Here is a 14,764-nt window from a genome sequence, read left to right on the forward strand (position 1 = left end):
CAGGATGACCAAGGTGTCCCGAAATACCTGGACCAGAATCCTTCAGGACCGGTACTTGTATCTCTTAGGTTTGCCGGGAATGCTGTATTTCGTCGTATTCAAATACGCGCCGATGTGGGGCATCGTCATTTCGTTTCAAGATTATTCGCCATACACGGGATTGTGGAAAAGCGAGTGGGTCGGCTTCGAGCATTTCGTCCGCTTTTTCTCGAATCCGGACTTCTTCATGCTCTTTCGCAATACGATGGCGATCAATCTTCTCAATCTACTATTTTTCTTCCCGGCTCCGATCTTGCTGGCCCTCCTGCTTAACGAACTTCGAACCGGCTTGTTCAAGAAAAGCGTGCAGTCGATCATTTACTTGCCGCACTTCCTCTCATGGGTCATTATCGCAGGGATTTCGTTTCAGATGCTTTCCCAAACGGAGGGCGTCGTCAACAAACTGATCGTCAGCCTGGGTTATCCGTCGGTTGAGTTTCTCACGAACGAGAACACGTTCTGGGTGCTGCTCACCCTGCAGTCGATGTGGAAGGAAGCCGGATGGGGTACGATTATCTTTCTTGCGGCCATGGCCAGCGTTGATCCGCAATTGTACGAGGCTTCCAAGATCGACGGAGCGGGACCCTTTCGCCTAGCCTGGCACGTTACGCTCCCCGGCATCCGCAACGTCATTACCATCTTGCTGATTCTGCGACTTGGAGACATTATGGACGTCGGCTTCGAGCAAGTGTATCTCATGATGAACGGCGCCGTCTCGAGCGTTGCGGAAGTGTTCGACACCTATGTTTTCAGGGTCGGGATCAGCCAAGGCCAATTCAGCTACAGCACGGCGATCGGATTGTTCAAATCTGTCGTGGGCTTAATCCTCGTCATCCTTGCGAATAAATCGGCGAAGCGGTTAGGGGAAGAAGGCGTTTATTAGAAAATGCCCGGAGGACGCGCAATGAAAAGGAGAGCCTCAGAGAAAATCTATTATGCCGCCAATACGTGCTTGCTGTCCTTGATCAGCTTGATTACGTTGTTCCCGCTTTATTATGTGTTCGTCGTTTCGTTCACGGAACCGTCCGAATTCATCCGCGGCGGCGTCATTCTGTTTCCGAGGACGTGGACGACGATCAGCTACGAATATTTGTTGTCCACGAGGACGTTCATCCGGTCGATCTTGAACAGCGGCTTTCTCGCGACTGTCGGCACGCTCTCGAGCTTGATCGTTACGTCCGGGCTCGCTTACATGCTTTCGAGGAAGAGGCTCGTCGGGCGAAGAGTCATCACGCTGCTAATTCTTCTTACGATTTTGTTCAGCCCCGGCATGATCCCGAACTACTTGGTCGTTCGCGAGCTCGGCCTTATTAATCAAATCTGGGCGCTGATCATTCCGGCTTTATCCAGCGGTTGGTATGTGCTGCTCATGAAAGGCTTCTTCGACAGCATCCCTGAAAGTCTGGAGGAAGCCGCGACCATCGACGGCTGCAACGATGTCGGGATATGGCTGCGCATCATTCTGCCCTTATCATTGCCGGCCATGGCCGCATTCGGGCTGTTTTTCGCCGTCGGATACTGGAACACCTATTTCTCGGCCGTGCTTTACATAAACAATCCCGCGAAATGGCCGTTGCAAATCTTGCTGCAGAACTTGCTCGTCGATCCCTATATGGCGGGCGGCTCGGAAGGAGCATACGTAGGCTCCGAGCAGCTGAATTTGCCGCCGGAAGGCTTAAAGATGGCGGCGATCGTCATGACGACCATCCCGATCCTTCTTGTGTACCCGTTTCTTCAAAAGCATTTCGCCAAAGGAGCCATGGTCGGTTCCGTGAAAGAGTAACGAAAATAAAGGAGGTTTAGAAAATGAAAAATCGGAAGTTTTTCGTTTTCGCCTTGGCGGCGATACTCCTGTTAACCGTCATTCTTTCCGCTTGTTCGGGGACGAGCGAAGGAGGGTCAAAGACGGGTACAGGCGAGGGGAAGGCAGCCGCACCGACGAAAATTACGATGCTGGTGCCCTACTTTTCTACTGAGCCGCCTACGGACGATAACGTCGTGGTCGTGGAAGCGGAAAAGCGTACCAACACGGATCTGAAAATTACATGGTCCCCGGTTGCCACCTACGAAGAGAAAGTAAACGTCACCCTGGCTGGCGGCGACTTGCCGGATCTGATCACCGTCTTGAATCCGTTCACCCCCCAGGTCAGGAAATTGGTGCAGCAAGGCGCGTTCTGGGATCTGACTCCTTTCTTCAAGGACTACCCGAATTTAATGAAGTTCCCTGAAGAAACTTACACCAATACGAAAATGCAGGATGGGAAAAACTACGGGATTCCTCGCGTCCGGCCAACGGAAGGCGGGGGGCAGTTCCCGTATATCCGCAAAGACTGGCTCGACAAGCTGGGTCTTCCCGTTCCCGAAACGCTTGACGATCTGTATCAGGTTATGAAAGCCTTTGCAAACAACGATATGGGCGGCAACGGGAACACGATCGCGCTGGCCGGTCCTCTCGATTTTGTGTACAACGTAATGAACGGAACGAGCGGCTGGTTTATGGTGAAAGACGGTCAGCTCGTTCACGCCATGCTGGAGCCGGGAACGAGGGATGCCCTCGTATGGCTGAACAAAGCGTATAAAGAAAAATTGATTCCGCAGGATTTTCCGGCGCTTAAATTTATTACGGCCCGGGATATGATGGCCGCCGGCAAAGTCGGCATTTTCAGCGACACGGTTGCCGAAGCTTGGAGGACGCATCAAGAGCAATTGAAGGTGAACCCGAAAGCGGACTTCCTCCCGCTCGTCTCCTTAACCGGACCGTTCGGACCGTATAACTTCCGAGATACGGGGCACTACGGCATGCACATGATTCCGAAGTCCGTGCCGGAAAAGAAGGTCAGAGCCATCCTGCAATTTATGGATTATGGCGCTTCGGACGAAGGGGCGGAGCTGGGCAGTTACGGGTTTAAGGGCATTCATTTCACGGAAGAGAACGGCATGAAGCTCACGACGGAACAGGCGATGAAAGACAACGTTTCACAGCAGGCGTTCGGCCAGCTGTTCATCAATTACGACAAATACATGCGCGCTTATTTTGCGGGCATGCCGCCGGAAATTTTGGAGCGGAACAAGCAAATCATCGACGCGCGCGCGGAAATCAGCGTCCCCGACCCGGCTTCCGGCTTGTATTCGGAGACGAAGGTAACCGTCGGCCCCGAATACGACAAGAAGATCGATGATCTCCGCACGAAAATTATTATGGGGAAAGCGCCGATCGAAGCGTGGGATACATTTACGGACGAATTGCGAAAAGACCCCAAGTTCCAAAAAATGATCCAAGAGCTGAACGACTCTTATCAAAAACGGGTAAAGGGGCAATAAAGCTTTGCGGTCTCCCATGCGGAGGCCGCTTTGCTTTTGGCTATATTAAATGACGGTGCAGCGATAAATCCCGTTTTCATGCCTCGGATCTTTTAATATAAAATTGCATTTATATAAATGAACATTTATAATCAAAGGTGATTGTGAGGTGATTGCCCTGCACGACATTTATGCTGTAATTGCAGAGCCTTCCCGCCGGCGAATTCTAGATCGGTTGCTGCGTTCCGATTCCACCGTCAAAGAATTGACCGAAGAGCTGGGCCTGTCGCAGCCGCTGATCTCCAGCCATCTGCGATTGTTGCGTGAGAGCGGACTCGTCCGTGTCAAGGCAGTGGCCCAACGTCGTATCTATTCACTGGATGCCGATCCCCTGGCTGGGGTGGACGATTGGTTGAGCGCCTATCGCGAGCGATGGAACCGGCATGTCGATGCGCTGGAGGCGCATCTCGACCGGCAAAAACGGTTACGGGAGGAAAATGAAAATGAATCCGACTGATACGAATCAGCCCAGCCTTGCACGTGTTGACGGGAAATGGGAGCTAGTGCTTGAACGAACCCTTGAACATCCGATCGAGGAGGTGTGGGCCGCCTTGACCGAATCGGGGCAATTGCCCTCTTGGGGCCCCTTTGCCGCGGATCGGGATCTCACTGAGCCCGGACCGGTACAGTTGGCGCATATGAACAATCCCGAAGAGGATGAGAGGAGGAAAGGCGAAGTACTGACTGTGGAAGCGCCTCGCCTTCTCGTTTTCAGATGGGGCAGAGACATTCTCCGCTGGGAACTAAGTTCGATCGGGAGCCAAACCATCCTGATCTTGCGCCATAGCTTCACGGATGATCGGATGGCCCCTTCTTACGCGGCGGGGTGGCATCTTTGCCTGATAGGCTTGACAGGTATACTCGCGGGCAAGCAGATGCCTTCGATGACGGGTAGCAACGCATTCCGCTACGGTTGGAAAGAACTGCACGACCAGTTTGCGAAGCTTTTCGAAGCTGGCAACACTCTCGCCGATTAGGCTAATAAACCGAATGAAAGAGGGATTATGATGAACAACAGAACGAAGCTCATGATTGCGAAGCCGGCTCAAGAGGTGTTTGAGGCCATCGTCGACCCCGCAAAAATCGGAAACTTTTGGTTCTCTTCCAGTTCCGAACGATGGGAAACGGGCAAGACGATCAAGTTGCGTTATGAAGAATACGACGCGGAAGGCGAAATCACGGTTACAGACATCGTGAAAGACAAAAAAATCGCCTTCGAATGGGATTATGGCAATATCCACAACGTGACCATAACATTCACGCAAACGGACGAGAGGAGCACCGTTGTGGAAGTGAACGAGGATGGCTTTGTGGAAAACGAGAATTTGATCCCGGTGCTTGTAGACAATAAAGAAGGCTGGGTGTATATGCTGACCTGTCTCAAAGGCTACCTGGAACACGGTATTACGACATTGCGGGCGGCTTTGGTGCATGGGTGACCAGCCTATTTTTCTTGTTCGACGTTGTTCTTGCAGTGGTGAAAAGATATAAATGAAGATATGATAATGGATATAATCTCATTGGATGGGGCAATCCATTATGTTGAAATCTGCGGGCGGAAGTCATTTGCATGCGAGTATAAATCCATGAATATGCCCATTTTATTTACCAAATTGTACGTACCCCAGCCGCGTACGAAGGTTGTTCTCCGACCGCGCCTGATCGAGCGGCTGAACGAGGGACTGGACCGCAAGCTGACCCTCATCTCCGCCTCCGCCGGCTTTGGCAAGACTACGCTGGCTAGCGAATGGGTCGCCGGTTGCGATCGACGGGTCGCATGGCTGTCGCTGGACGAAGGGGATAACGACTCCACGCGGTTCCTGTCTCACCTTGTCGCTGCTCTGCAGACGATGGAGGACCGCTTTGGAGGAAGCACGGTTCGCGCGCTCCAATCCCCGCAGCCGCCGTCAACCGAATCGATTCTATCGATCTTACTCAATGAAATCTCCGCTCTCCCGTACAAATTCGTCCTCGTTCTGGACGACTTCCATGTTGTTGATGCCAAGTGGATCGACGATTCCTTCAACTTCCTGCTCGAACATCTCCCCCCGCAGATGCACCTGGTCATCGCCACCCGCGAGAATCCGCAGCTTCCCTTGGGTCGATTACGGGCCCGGGGCCACTTGACCGAGTTGCGGGACAGCGACCTGCGCTTTACGCCCGGCGAAGCGGCCGCGTTCCTCAATCAGGTGATGGGATTGGATCTCTCGGCAGACGAAATGACTGCTCTGGAGACGCGAACCGAAGGCTGGATTGCGGGGCTTCAGCTGGCGGCGCTCTCGATGCAGGGGCGCAAGAACATTCCTGCGTTCATTCGGGAATTCGCCGGAGACCATCGGTACATTATGGACTATCTGGTCGAAGAGGTTCTGCAGCGCCAGCCCGACCCGATTCGGAGCTTCTTGCTTCAGACCTCTATTCTCGACCGGCTGCACGGCCCGTTATGCGATGCCGTCACCGGCCAGGAAGAAGGCGCCGCGCGGCTCCAGTCCCTGGAGCGAGGCAGCTTCTTCGTCGTTCCGCTGGATGACAGGCGCCAATGGTATCGTTATCACCATCTTTTTGCCGAGGTTCTGTCTGCGTATTTAAGGTCGGATCAGCCCGATCAGGTAGCTGCGCTTCATCGGCGCGCGAGCCTATGGTACGAGCAGCACGGCTCGGCGGACGACGCGATCCGCCATGCGCTGGCCGCCGAGGATTTCGCGCGTGCGGCGGATCTGGTCGAGCTGGCCATACCGGCCTTGCGCAGGAGCAGACAGGAGGCTGCCATGTTGGGGTGGCTGAAGTCGCTCCCCGACGAGCTGGTCCGCTGCAGGCCCGTGCTCAGCGTTTGGTATGCCGGGGCGCTGCTGGCCGGCGGCAAGCTAGAGGCCGTTGAGGATCGACTGCGCAACGCCGAACAGTGGCTGGAGACAACGGCAGGCATGCGTGAGCGACCGCAAGCCCAGCCGACCGAGATGGTCGTTGTGGACGAAGAGGAATTTCGCCGTCTCCCGGGATTGATCGCCGTGTACCGTGCGGGACTAGCCCTGGTTATGGGTGATGTGTCCGCCGTCATGACCTACGCCCGACGGGCACTCGACCTCGTGCCTGAGGACGACCATCTCCCGCGCGGCGCGGCAACAGCGCTCTTGGGACTCGCATCCTGGAGGAGCGGGGATCTCGAGGGAGCGCACCGGATGTTTGCCGATGGCATCGCTAGCGTGCAGTTGTCCGGGGCCATCTCCGACGCGATCAACGGCTCTATCGCTCTGGCTGAAATACGGATTGCGCAAGGGCGACTCCGCGAGGCCATGCGTACCTATGAGCGAGGATTGCAGCTTGCGGCGGAGCATGGCGAGCCTGCACTGCGGGGAACGGCGGATATTTACGTAGGAATGAGCGAGCTTTGCCGCGAGCATGACGATCTGCATGCCGCCACGCAGCATCTGCTGAGAAGCAAGGAGCAGGGCGAGCATACCGGGTTCCCGTCATACCGGTATCGCTGGTGCGTCGCGATGGCTCGAATACGGGAGGCCCAAGGAGATTTGAACGGCGCGCTCGACTTTCTCCACGAGGCCGAACACCTGTATGCGAGCGACTTTTTCCTAAATGTACGTCCTGTTGCCGCGTTGAAGACACGGATATGGGTCGCGCAGGGAAGGTTGGGCGAAGCCGTTGACTGGGCTCGGGGGCAGGGGCTGTCCGCCAAGGACGATCTTAGCTACCTGCGCGAATTCGAGCACATCACCTTGGCCAGGGTGCTCTTGACCCTGCATAAGAGCGAGCGCTCGAACCGCTTCTTGCTAGAGGCTGCAGAGCTTCTGGAGCGTCTCCTCCAAGCGGCGGAAGAAGGCGGGAGAACGGGAAGCGCGATTGAAATCCTGGTCGTTCAGGCGCTTGCTCGCTGGATGCAAGGAGACATCCCTGCTGCGCTTGTGCCGCTGGAACGAGCCTTGACCCTGGCCGAGCCGGAGGGTTATGTCCGGATCTTCGCGGATGAAGGCCGACCCATGGCGGTCCTGCTGGAAGAGGCCGTGAAACGTCGGATTACCCCGCATTATTCTCGTCGCCTTCTGGGGGCATTCGGTCATTCCGAGGGAAGAACGCCTGCGAAGCAGGATGCGAGCGAGCCGCTGAGCGAACCGTTAAGTGAACGTGAACGCGACGTGCTTCGGCTGCTCGGAACCGACTTGAGCGGCCCGGACATTGCCCGCGAGCTTAAGGTGTCCCTGAATACCCTGCGGACCCACACCAAGAACATTTACGATAAGCTTCAAGTGAACAGCCGTCGGGCGGCAGTCCGCCGGGCTGAGAAACTCGATTTGTTCTAAAATTGCATGCAACCACCACCCCCGCCCCGGCAGCTTTGCCGGGGCTTTCGTATTTCCCGCCAGACCTCCCCATTGAAAAATCACCACCTTCATCACCACATGTGGTGATGCCTTCTCACCATTTGAACGTGTATCTTGGGAAGAAGAACGGAACGCATGAAACGAAGCGGAGATGCATCCGCAGGAAGAACAGGAAGGAGGCACAGAATGAGTGAAACACACGGATCAACGGAGGACGATCACGCGCCTGGACTATACGAGATTCGCCTCAAGGGACACCTTGAAGCCCGGTGGGCTTACGGGTTCGAGGGGATGAGCTTCACCCACGAAAGCGACGGAACAACCATTCTCTCCGGCCCGGTGGCCGATCAGCCCGCCTTGCATGGCTTGTTAAGGAAATTGCGTGATCTCGGCCTGCCCTTGGTCTCGGTCATGCAGGTGGATCCCAAGCAGGCGGATCGTCCGGAGGTCAACGAGAATACGGATCACGATCATTCGAAGCCGGAGAAGGAGACAAACACATGAACGCGAATCGACAAACCGCAGTCGTTATAGGCAGCGAGCATCCACATGCCAAGCGGCGTTCCGCGATAACAGCCTCAAAGCTCATCCGATGCGCAGGTTTGGCAGCCATGGCGGCAGGGATCCTGTTCATCGTCATCCAGACGATCCATCCAACGGATGTTCTATCTTCGGTATCCACCGCTCGATGGGCAATCGTCCACTACTTGGGCGTCGCCATGTGCTTGCTGGGCCTGCTCGGCGTTACGGGGATCTACGCCAGGCAAGTGGAAGAGACCGGTTGGCTGGGTCTGGCCGGCTATCTCCCGTTTAGCCTCTTCTATGCGCTCACAATGGCTTATCAATTCGTTGAAGCCTTTGTGTTGCCGCCGCTTGTGATTGAAGGGCCGAAGTTCGCGGAGGGCATTCTGGGGATCGCCGGCGGAACGGTCGGCGAGATCGATATCGGAGCCCTCGAAACGGTCTATTCGGCTACAGGCGTACTGTATTTGCTTGGCGGTCTGCTATTTGGCATCGCTACGTTCCGTGCCGGCATCCTGTCGCGCTGGGCGTCCGGTTTGCTGGCCTTCGGCACCATTCTGCCTCTTCTTCTATCTTCGCTGGTCTCGCACCCGTACGATCGGATATTAGCTGTGCCGGTAGGATTAAGTCTGGCTTGGCTCGGATATTCGCTCTGGTCCGAGCGGCGAGAGAAAGCTTAATGAAGCAGCACACAGAGCCAGGGAAACTTGCATCTCGGAAAATCAAAGCGTCGGCAATGGAAGGTTCGACAACACGGCTTGTCGCCGCGCTGCTCTTGCTGAGCGTCATTCCGCTCGTCGCCGGTGTCGCGCGCCTAACCTCGCTGGCCGGCGGCGCGGAAATCACGCCGGCTAACGCACGGTTCTTTGCGTCTCCCTTGCCGGTGGTGGCGCATATCCTGAGCGCCAGCGCATATGCCGTATTGGGCCCGTTCCAGTTCGCACCCGGATTCCGTCGTCGCAGGCCGGGATGGCACCGCATCGCGGGTAGGCTACTGGTTCTAAGCGGCCTGCTGGTCGGGCTATCAGGGCTGTGGATGACCCTGTTCTATCCCCGTCCGGATGGCACCGGCGGGCTGCTGTATGCATTGCGGCTTCTATTTGGGTCAGCCATGGTCGCGTCCATCCTCCTTGGCTTTGCCAAGATCCGGCAGGGTGACGCGATCCGGCACCGCGCATGGATGATGCGCGGCTACGCGATCGGACTTGGCGCAGGAACACAGGTGCTGACCTTGTCGGCTGGGGAGTTGATCGCCGGTCCGCCGAGCGAGCTTAGCCATGCGCTGCTGATGGGCGCGGGCTGGGTGATGAATCTCGCGGTGGCCGAATGGGCCATCCGCAAGGGAGAATGGAGGAGGAAAGCATGAAAGCGATCGTATACGAGCGGTACGGACCGCCGAATGTGCTGCAGCTGCAGGAGGTCGCCAAGCCGGTTCCGAAGGACGACGAGATCTTGATTAAGGTCTATGCTGCAACTGCCGCAGTGGGGGATTGGCGCATGCGCAAAGCGGACCCTTTCCTGGCGCGGCTGTTCAACGGTTTGTGGAGGCCGAAACGAGTCCGGATTCTGGGATTCGAATTAGCAGGCGTCGTCGAATCGACGGGCGGCAGCGTTACGCTATTCAAGCCGGGGGATGCCGTCTATGCCGCCTGCGGAATGGGCTTCGGCGCTTATGCCGAATACAAATGCCTGCCCGAGACCGGCAGCGTCGCGCTTAAGCCGGCGAACATGACGTTCGAGGAGGCGGCCGCGGTTCCGGTCGGCGCCTATACGGCCTTGCAATTTCTCCGGAAGGGCCACATCCGGCGCGGCAGCCGCGTGCTCGTCTATGGCGCTTCCGGCAGCGTCGGGACATACGCGGTGCAGCTGGCCAAGCATTTCGGCGCGGAAGTGACCGGAGTATGCAGCACGTCGAATGTGGCGTTAGCGAGATCGCTCGGAGCCGACCGCGTCATCGATTATACGAAAGAACAGTTGCCGGATGACGGTCCGGCCTACGATATCATTTTCGATACCGTCGGGAAGAGTCCGTTCCAGGTTTGCGTCAAGCGCCTGACACCTGACGGCTTCTATCTGCGAGCGTTCCATGTGAGCCCTTTACCGATTATTCGCGGGAAATGGATCAACCTTACGAGCGGCAAGAAGGTGATCGGCGGAACCATGAGCGAAAACGCGGAAGACTTGACCTATTTGAAGGAACTGATCGAGGCCGGTGCGCTGCGTGCGGTCATCGACCGCCGTTATCCGCTGGAGCAGGTTGCGGAGGCTCACCGTTATGTGGAGCAGGGCCATAAAAAAGGCAACGTGGTGTTAACCGTTCGGCACGATGGATAGGGAGTACCGATAGGGAAGGAAAGACCCCTCGATCAAGGGGTCTTTGAATTTGCATGGCAATTAGGAGCCGATGCGCAGCAGAATTCTACCGCGGCCATGTTTGGATTCGCTTTTCTCCAGCGCCTTGTTCGTTTGACTTAGCGGGAATATGGAATCGATCTCTGCTTGGATCGTACCGTCGGCCATCAATTGCGCGATGGTCTGCAAGTCCGCGTAGGTCGGAAACTTGGTGTTGAATTTAGCTGTAATGCCATGCTTCTGAGCGTTCTCTTGAGAGGGAGGCTGCGTCAAGGCGACGAGAATTCCTCCCTGCTTCAGAACGGCCATGGACCTGGTCTCGGTATCTCCTCCAACGGCATCGACGACCAGATCCACATCATGGACAACCTCTTCGAAAGCCGTCGTCGTATAATCGATGACTTGGTCCGCACCCAGAGACTTAACGAAGTCCAAGTTCGCGGTTGAAGCGGTGCCGATCACCTTGGCTCCCTTCCATTTGGCCAACTGAACGGCGAATTGTCCCACACCGCCGGCAGCGGCATGAATGAGGACCGTTTGACCGGCTTCCAGCTCTCCTTCGGTAAACAAAGCTTTCCACGCCGTATCCGCACCGGCCCTGATCGTCGCTGCATCCTCGTCAGAGAGACCGTCCGGTAACTTCACCAGTTTATCCATCGGAGCAACGGCAAACTCCGCGTTCGACATGTTCGCCAGTTTATTCACCTTTGCAATGCCATACTCCGCATAAGCGCCAACAATCATGCCGAAGACGCGATCGCCGACAGTGAATTCAGTCACTTCCGGGCCTATCGCTTCGATCACTCCGGATGCATAGAACCCTGGCATGTAGGGAAGCGTCTGGGGAAATACGTTCTGCATCCATCCGTTGCGAATTTTCCAGTCCAGCGGAATGACGGTTGCATAGCGGATTTTGACAAGTACTTCATCTGCCGATGGGCTGGGGCGATCGACTCCTTCGAGTTTCATTACTTCCGGACCGCCGTATTCATGAACAAGAATCGCCTGCATGGTAGACTCGGACATGGGATGATCCTCCATCTTTCTTTGATTTATCGTGCGTTGAAATGTAGTATACTTACGAAGTAACGAATGCGTAAGTACGCACTTTTTCGTGACATAGTACCCATTTGGGAACTGAATCGAAGGATTGGATGTGATCGACATGAGCGGGCCGGACGAGACGTGTTTGAGCGGAATAGATGAGGACGTGAGCGGTTGTCCTGTAGAGGCAACACTGTCGGTGGTTGGGGGAAAGTGGAAGGCGATTATCCTTTGGCGATTGGTTAGCGGCACCAAGCGGTTTAACGAGCTCCAACGTTCGATTTCGCACATCACCCGCAAGATGTTAACCGAACAGCTTCGAGAGCTGGAAAGAGACAACTTAATCATTCGAACCGTCTATCAACAAGTTCCGCCGAAGGTCGAATATTCATTGAGCGACTACGGCAGGACGTTCATCCCTGTCATGCAGTCGATGGCTCAGTGGGGGCTCGTTCATCGCGAACGCAACGTTTGATTCCTGAAGTTATTATGCACGCGGTAGTGAAGATGAACAACGCCGCTTCGGAAACGGCGCTCGCCGAGCAGCTCGAGCCGCATGCGGAGGTTGTCCGGCAATGCTCGCTTCCCTCCGCCCAAGACGATCGGATTAACAAGCAGATGACGCTCGTCGATCAGTCCCGCGCTCATCGCCTGCCCGGCAAGCTCGGGGCCGCCAATCGTAATGTCGGCTTCTGAGGACTCCTTCAGCCTCCGAATCGCATCAGGATCGAATTTGCGCTCGATCCTCGTCCTGGCGCTTGAAGCCACCTGCAGCGTCCGGGAATACACGATCTTCTCGGCCGCTCGCCAGATCTGCGCGAATTCCCGCAATACCTCCGGTTGATCGCCTTTTTTGGCGCTCGCCGTCTCCCAGTACACCATCGACTCGTACATTCGACGCCCGTATAGGTAGGTGCCAATCGGCCGCTGGAAGTCAGTCCAGAACGCAAACACCTCGTCATCGGAGATCACTCGATATTGCCGCGCTCGTCCTCCATGTAACCGTCCAAAGATACGTTAATAGGGTAGATCAGTTTAGCCATTTTGAATATCGCCCTCCTATTTTCAGCTCCATCGAGACCAAGCATCTTGTTGTGTCGATTTATCTTGCACTTTCTTACGCGCTCTTCAGCGGGCTGGCTCTCGTATCCGATAGAGTTCAAAAACTCCTTTCTCATAGCGAAGATTACGCATGCTGCCCATTTAGTAGAGACTGCTAACACCTCGCTAAGCAATGTTGCGGCCAAGCTTCTACTTTAGGTCAGCGACAATTGCAAAAACTTTGCCTTGACGTTGCCGACTAAAGCGGTTGACGCTGTCTAGCGGCAGCTTGAGCCCGGCGTTTATATCGGGCACGACGAGCTATACGAACTTTTGCCTCGGGAGGGGATTTTATTTTGGAGCAACAATCAAGTCTGGAATTGCTGGAGTATACATAGAAAATATTCCGCAGATTTATTAATTACATAAGGCGTATTAGCATTAAAACTTCATTTACAGCTAATATATTGAGCTGTTTAAAGAAGTCTTTTAAGTATCTCTAATTCGCCATCTTTTCACAAAAATTTATAGATGATTAAAAATGGGCAGGAATAAAGAACCATAAATTGAATGTTATACTATGACTAATACCCTAAGCTAATATTTTTGGAAGGTGATTAATATTGGAGATATTCTCTTTACCCCCTAATGCTCCAGTTCTTATGGAAGCTACTCGAGCTATAGGGTATTCCCTGGAAACAGCATTGGCCGATATTATTGACAATAGCATTACAGCAAATGCAACAAAAATTGATATAAACTTCTTCCCAATAGGGAGCCCGTATGTAGCAGTGCTGGACAACGGGATTGGAATGGACAAGGAAGAACTGATAAATGCGATGCGCTATGGCAGCAAAAATCCTTTGGATACTAGAACAGCTGCTGACTTAGGAAGATTTGGACTTGGTCTGAAAACTGCATCAATGTCACAATGCAGGAAGCTAACAGTTATAAGTGTGAAGAATGGAATAGTGACAGGCGCACAGTGGGATTTAGATTTTATTGCAACTACGAATGATTGGTCCCTGAAGTTGCTGGACGATATAGAGATCCAAGCTTGCCCGCATATTAACGAACTGTATTCAAATAGTTCTGGCACTATGGTGCTGTGGCAAGGACTTGATCGGCTTAAGGTCGGGGAATTAAGTTTTGATGACAATATGGGAAAATATATGGATCGCGTGCGAGAGCACTTGTCTCTCGTATTTCACCGTTATCTATCGGGGGAAGCAGGATTAAAGAAGACTCAAATCTCTATTAATAAAGTACCTTTGGCATCAGCAGACCCCTTCTTAACTGGAAAGAGCACGCAAGTTATGGATGAGGAGAGTATTGTTATTGACGGGCAAAAAATTTTTGTGCGTCCGTATACATTGCCGCATGTATCAATGCTTTCACAAGCAGAGATTAGTATGCTCGGGGGAGAAGAAGGACTTCGCAAGCAACAAGGTTTTTATGTTTATCGCAACAAACGATTGCTCGTGTGGGGGACTTGGTTTAGGCTCATGCGGCAAGGGGAACTTTCAAAATTAGCCCGTATACGAGTGGATATCCCGAATTCGTTGGATTATCTATGGACTTTGGATATTAAGAAGTCCGTGGCAGTCCCGCCAGAGGTTGTTCGGAAGAATTTAGCTCCAATAATTGAGAAGCTTGCGGGAACAAGTAAACGTACATGGACTTATCGTGGAAAGAAAGAGACGGAAGAATCCAAAATACATATATGGGATCGTATCAAAACCCGAGAGGGCAGCATTGTATATGAGATTAATAGGGAGTACCCATTAGTCGAAGCTTTGTGTGAAGCTAGCGGAAAAGAAAAAAATGTGATAGAGCAGTTGCTAACTCAGATCGAACGTGGCTTGCCGCTAAACCAGTTGTATGTAGATCTAACAAGCGATGAAAGAGTAATAAATGAGACAGAGGCTTCCCAAGCCGATTTATTGCCGCTTTTAAACCAATTGTTTGCTGGATGTAGAAATAATCAAGAACGAAAAGAGATGGTAAAAAGATTGTTAGTTACAGAACCATTTGACCAGTATCCAGAGTGGCTATCTGAATTCCTTTAGGAG

Annotated in this window: 15 protein-coding genes; 13 read left to right on the plus strand and 2 right to left on the minus strand. The window is 53.9% G+C overall.

Annotation, left to right across the window (positions count from 1 at the left end):
* Positions 1–4: 4 nt before the first annotated feature.
* From LKX83_RS04290 to LKX83_RS04340, 11 genes are all read left to right on the plus strand, one after another.
* On the plus strand, positions 5–922 hold the full coding sequence (locus LKX83_RS04290; RefSeq protein ID WP_227880923.1) for an ABC transporter permease: 918 nt from the start codon (positions 5–7) through the stop codon (positions 920–922).
* A 21-nt stretch (positions 923–943) separates the two neighbouring features.
* Positions 944–1,822 carry a carbohydrate ABC transporter permease gene (locus LKX83_RS04295; protein ID WP_227880924.1) on the plus strand — a complete coding sequence of 293 codons (879 nt, stop codon included), beginning with the start codon at positions 944–946 and terminating at the stop codon, positions 1,820–1,822.
* A gap of 23 nt (positions 1,823–1,845) precedes the next feature.
* Positions 1,846–3,360 carry an extracellular solute-binding protein gene (locus LKX83_RS04300; protein WP_227880925.1) on the plus strand — a complete coding sequence of 505 codons (1,515 nt, stop codon included), beginning with the start codon at positions 1,846–1,848 and terminating at the stop codon, positions 3,358–3,360.
* A gap of 148 nt (positions 3,361–3,508) precedes the next feature.
* Complete coding sequence (locus LKX83_RS04305) at positions 3,509–3,856, plus strand: ArsR/SmtB family transcription factor (RefSeq protein WP_227880926.1); 348 nt, start codon at positions 3,509–3,511, stop codon at positions 3,854–3,856.
* Positions 3,843–4,376, plus strand: a complete 534-nt coding sequence (locus LKX83_RS04310) for an SRPBCC family protein (protein WP_227880927.1) — start codon at positions 3,843–3,845, stop codon at positions 4,374–4,376. The genes LKX83_RS04305 and LKX83_RS04310 overlap by 14 nt, the downstream gene beginning before the upstream one ends.
* 30 nt (positions 4,377–4,406) lie before the next feature.
* Positions 4,407–4,838 (plus strand): SRPBCC family protein, encoded by a 432-nt coding sequence (locus tag LKX83_RS04315; protein WP_227880928.1) that lies wholly within the window; start codon positions 4,407–4,409, stop codon positions 4,836–4,838.
* Positions 4,839–4,985: 147 nt separating this feature from the next.
* Positions 4,986–7,712, plus strand: a complete 2,727-nt coding sequence (locus tag LKX83_RS04320) for a winged helix-turn-helix domain-containing protein (protein WP_227880929.1) — start codon at positions 4,986–4,988, stop codon at positions 7,710–7,712.
* A gap of 207 nt (positions 7,713–7,919) precedes the next feature.
* On the plus strand, positions 7,920–8,237 hold the full coding sequence (locus tag LKX83_RS04325; RefSeq protein WP_227880930.1) for a hypothetical protein: 318 nt from the start codon (positions 7,920–7,922) through the stop codon (positions 8,235–8,237).
* Complete coding sequence (locus LKX83_RS04330) at positions 8,234–8,935, plus strand: hypothetical protein (RefSeq protein ID WP_227880931.1); 702 nt, start codon at positions 8,234–8,236, stop codon at positions 8,933–8,935. The genes LKX83_RS04325 and LKX83_RS04330 overlap by 4 nt, the downstream gene beginning before the upstream one ends.
* Complete coding sequence (locus LKX83_RS04335; protein ID WP_227880932.1) at positions 8,935–9,621, plus strand: DUF2306 domain-containing protein; 687 nt, start codon at positions 8,935–8,937, stop codon at positions 9,619–9,621. Before LKX83_RS04330 ends, LKX83_RS04335 begins: the two co-directional genes overlap by 1 nt.
* Positions 9,618–10,589, plus strand: coding sequence for an NAD(P)-dependent alcohol dehydrogenase (locus LKX83_RS04340; protein WP_227880933.1), 972 nt, complete (start codon positions 9,618–9,620; stop codon positions 10,587–10,589). The genes LKX83_RS04335 and LKX83_RS04340 overlap by 4 nt, the downstream gene beginning before the upstream one ends.
* 60 nt (positions 10,590–10,649) lie before the next feature.
* Here LKX83_RS04340 and LKX83_RS04345 read toward each other — a convergent pair whose 3' ends face one another.
* Complete coding sequence (locus LKX83_RS04345) at positions 10,650–11,633, minus strand: NADP-dependent oxidoreductase (protein ID WP_227880934.1); 984 nt, start codon at positions 11,631–11,633, stop codon at positions 10,650–10,652.
* 139 nt (positions 11,634–11,772) lie between these two features.
* Here LKX83_RS04345 and LKX83_RS04350 point away from each other — a divergent pair, with 139 nt between their 5' ends.
* Entirely contained in the window at positions 11,773–12,126 is a 354-nt protein-coding gene (locus tag LKX83_RS04350; RefSeq protein ID WP_227880935.1) for a winged helix-turn-helix transcriptional regulator, read from the plus strand.
* On the opposite strand, the gene LKX83_RS04355 is transcribed toward LKX83_RS04350, so the two are convergent.
* Complete coding sequence (locus LKX83_RS04355; protein WP_227880936.1) at positions 12,105–12,623, minus strand: dihydrofolate reductase family protein; 519 nt, start codon at positions 12,621–12,623, stop codon at positions 12,105–12,107. The two genes, LKX83_RS04350 and LKX83_RS04355, sit on opposite strands and share 22 nt — an antisense overlap.
* Before the next feature lie 692 nt (positions 12,624–13,315).
* On the opposite strand from LKX83_RS04355, the gene LKX83_RS04360 reads away from it, so the two are divergent.
* Positions 13,316–14,761, plus strand: coding sequence for an ATP-binding protein (locus LKX83_RS04360; protein ID WP_227880937.1), 1,446 nt, complete (start codon positions 13,316–13,318; stop codon positions 14,759–14,761).
* Positions 14,762–14,764 lie beyond the last annotated feature (3 nt).

The sequence above is a fragment of the Cohnella baijiui genome (genome assembly GCF_020731285.1).
Taxonomy (GTDB): Bacteria; Bacillota; Bacilli; order Paenibacillales; family Paenibacillaceae; genus Cohnella.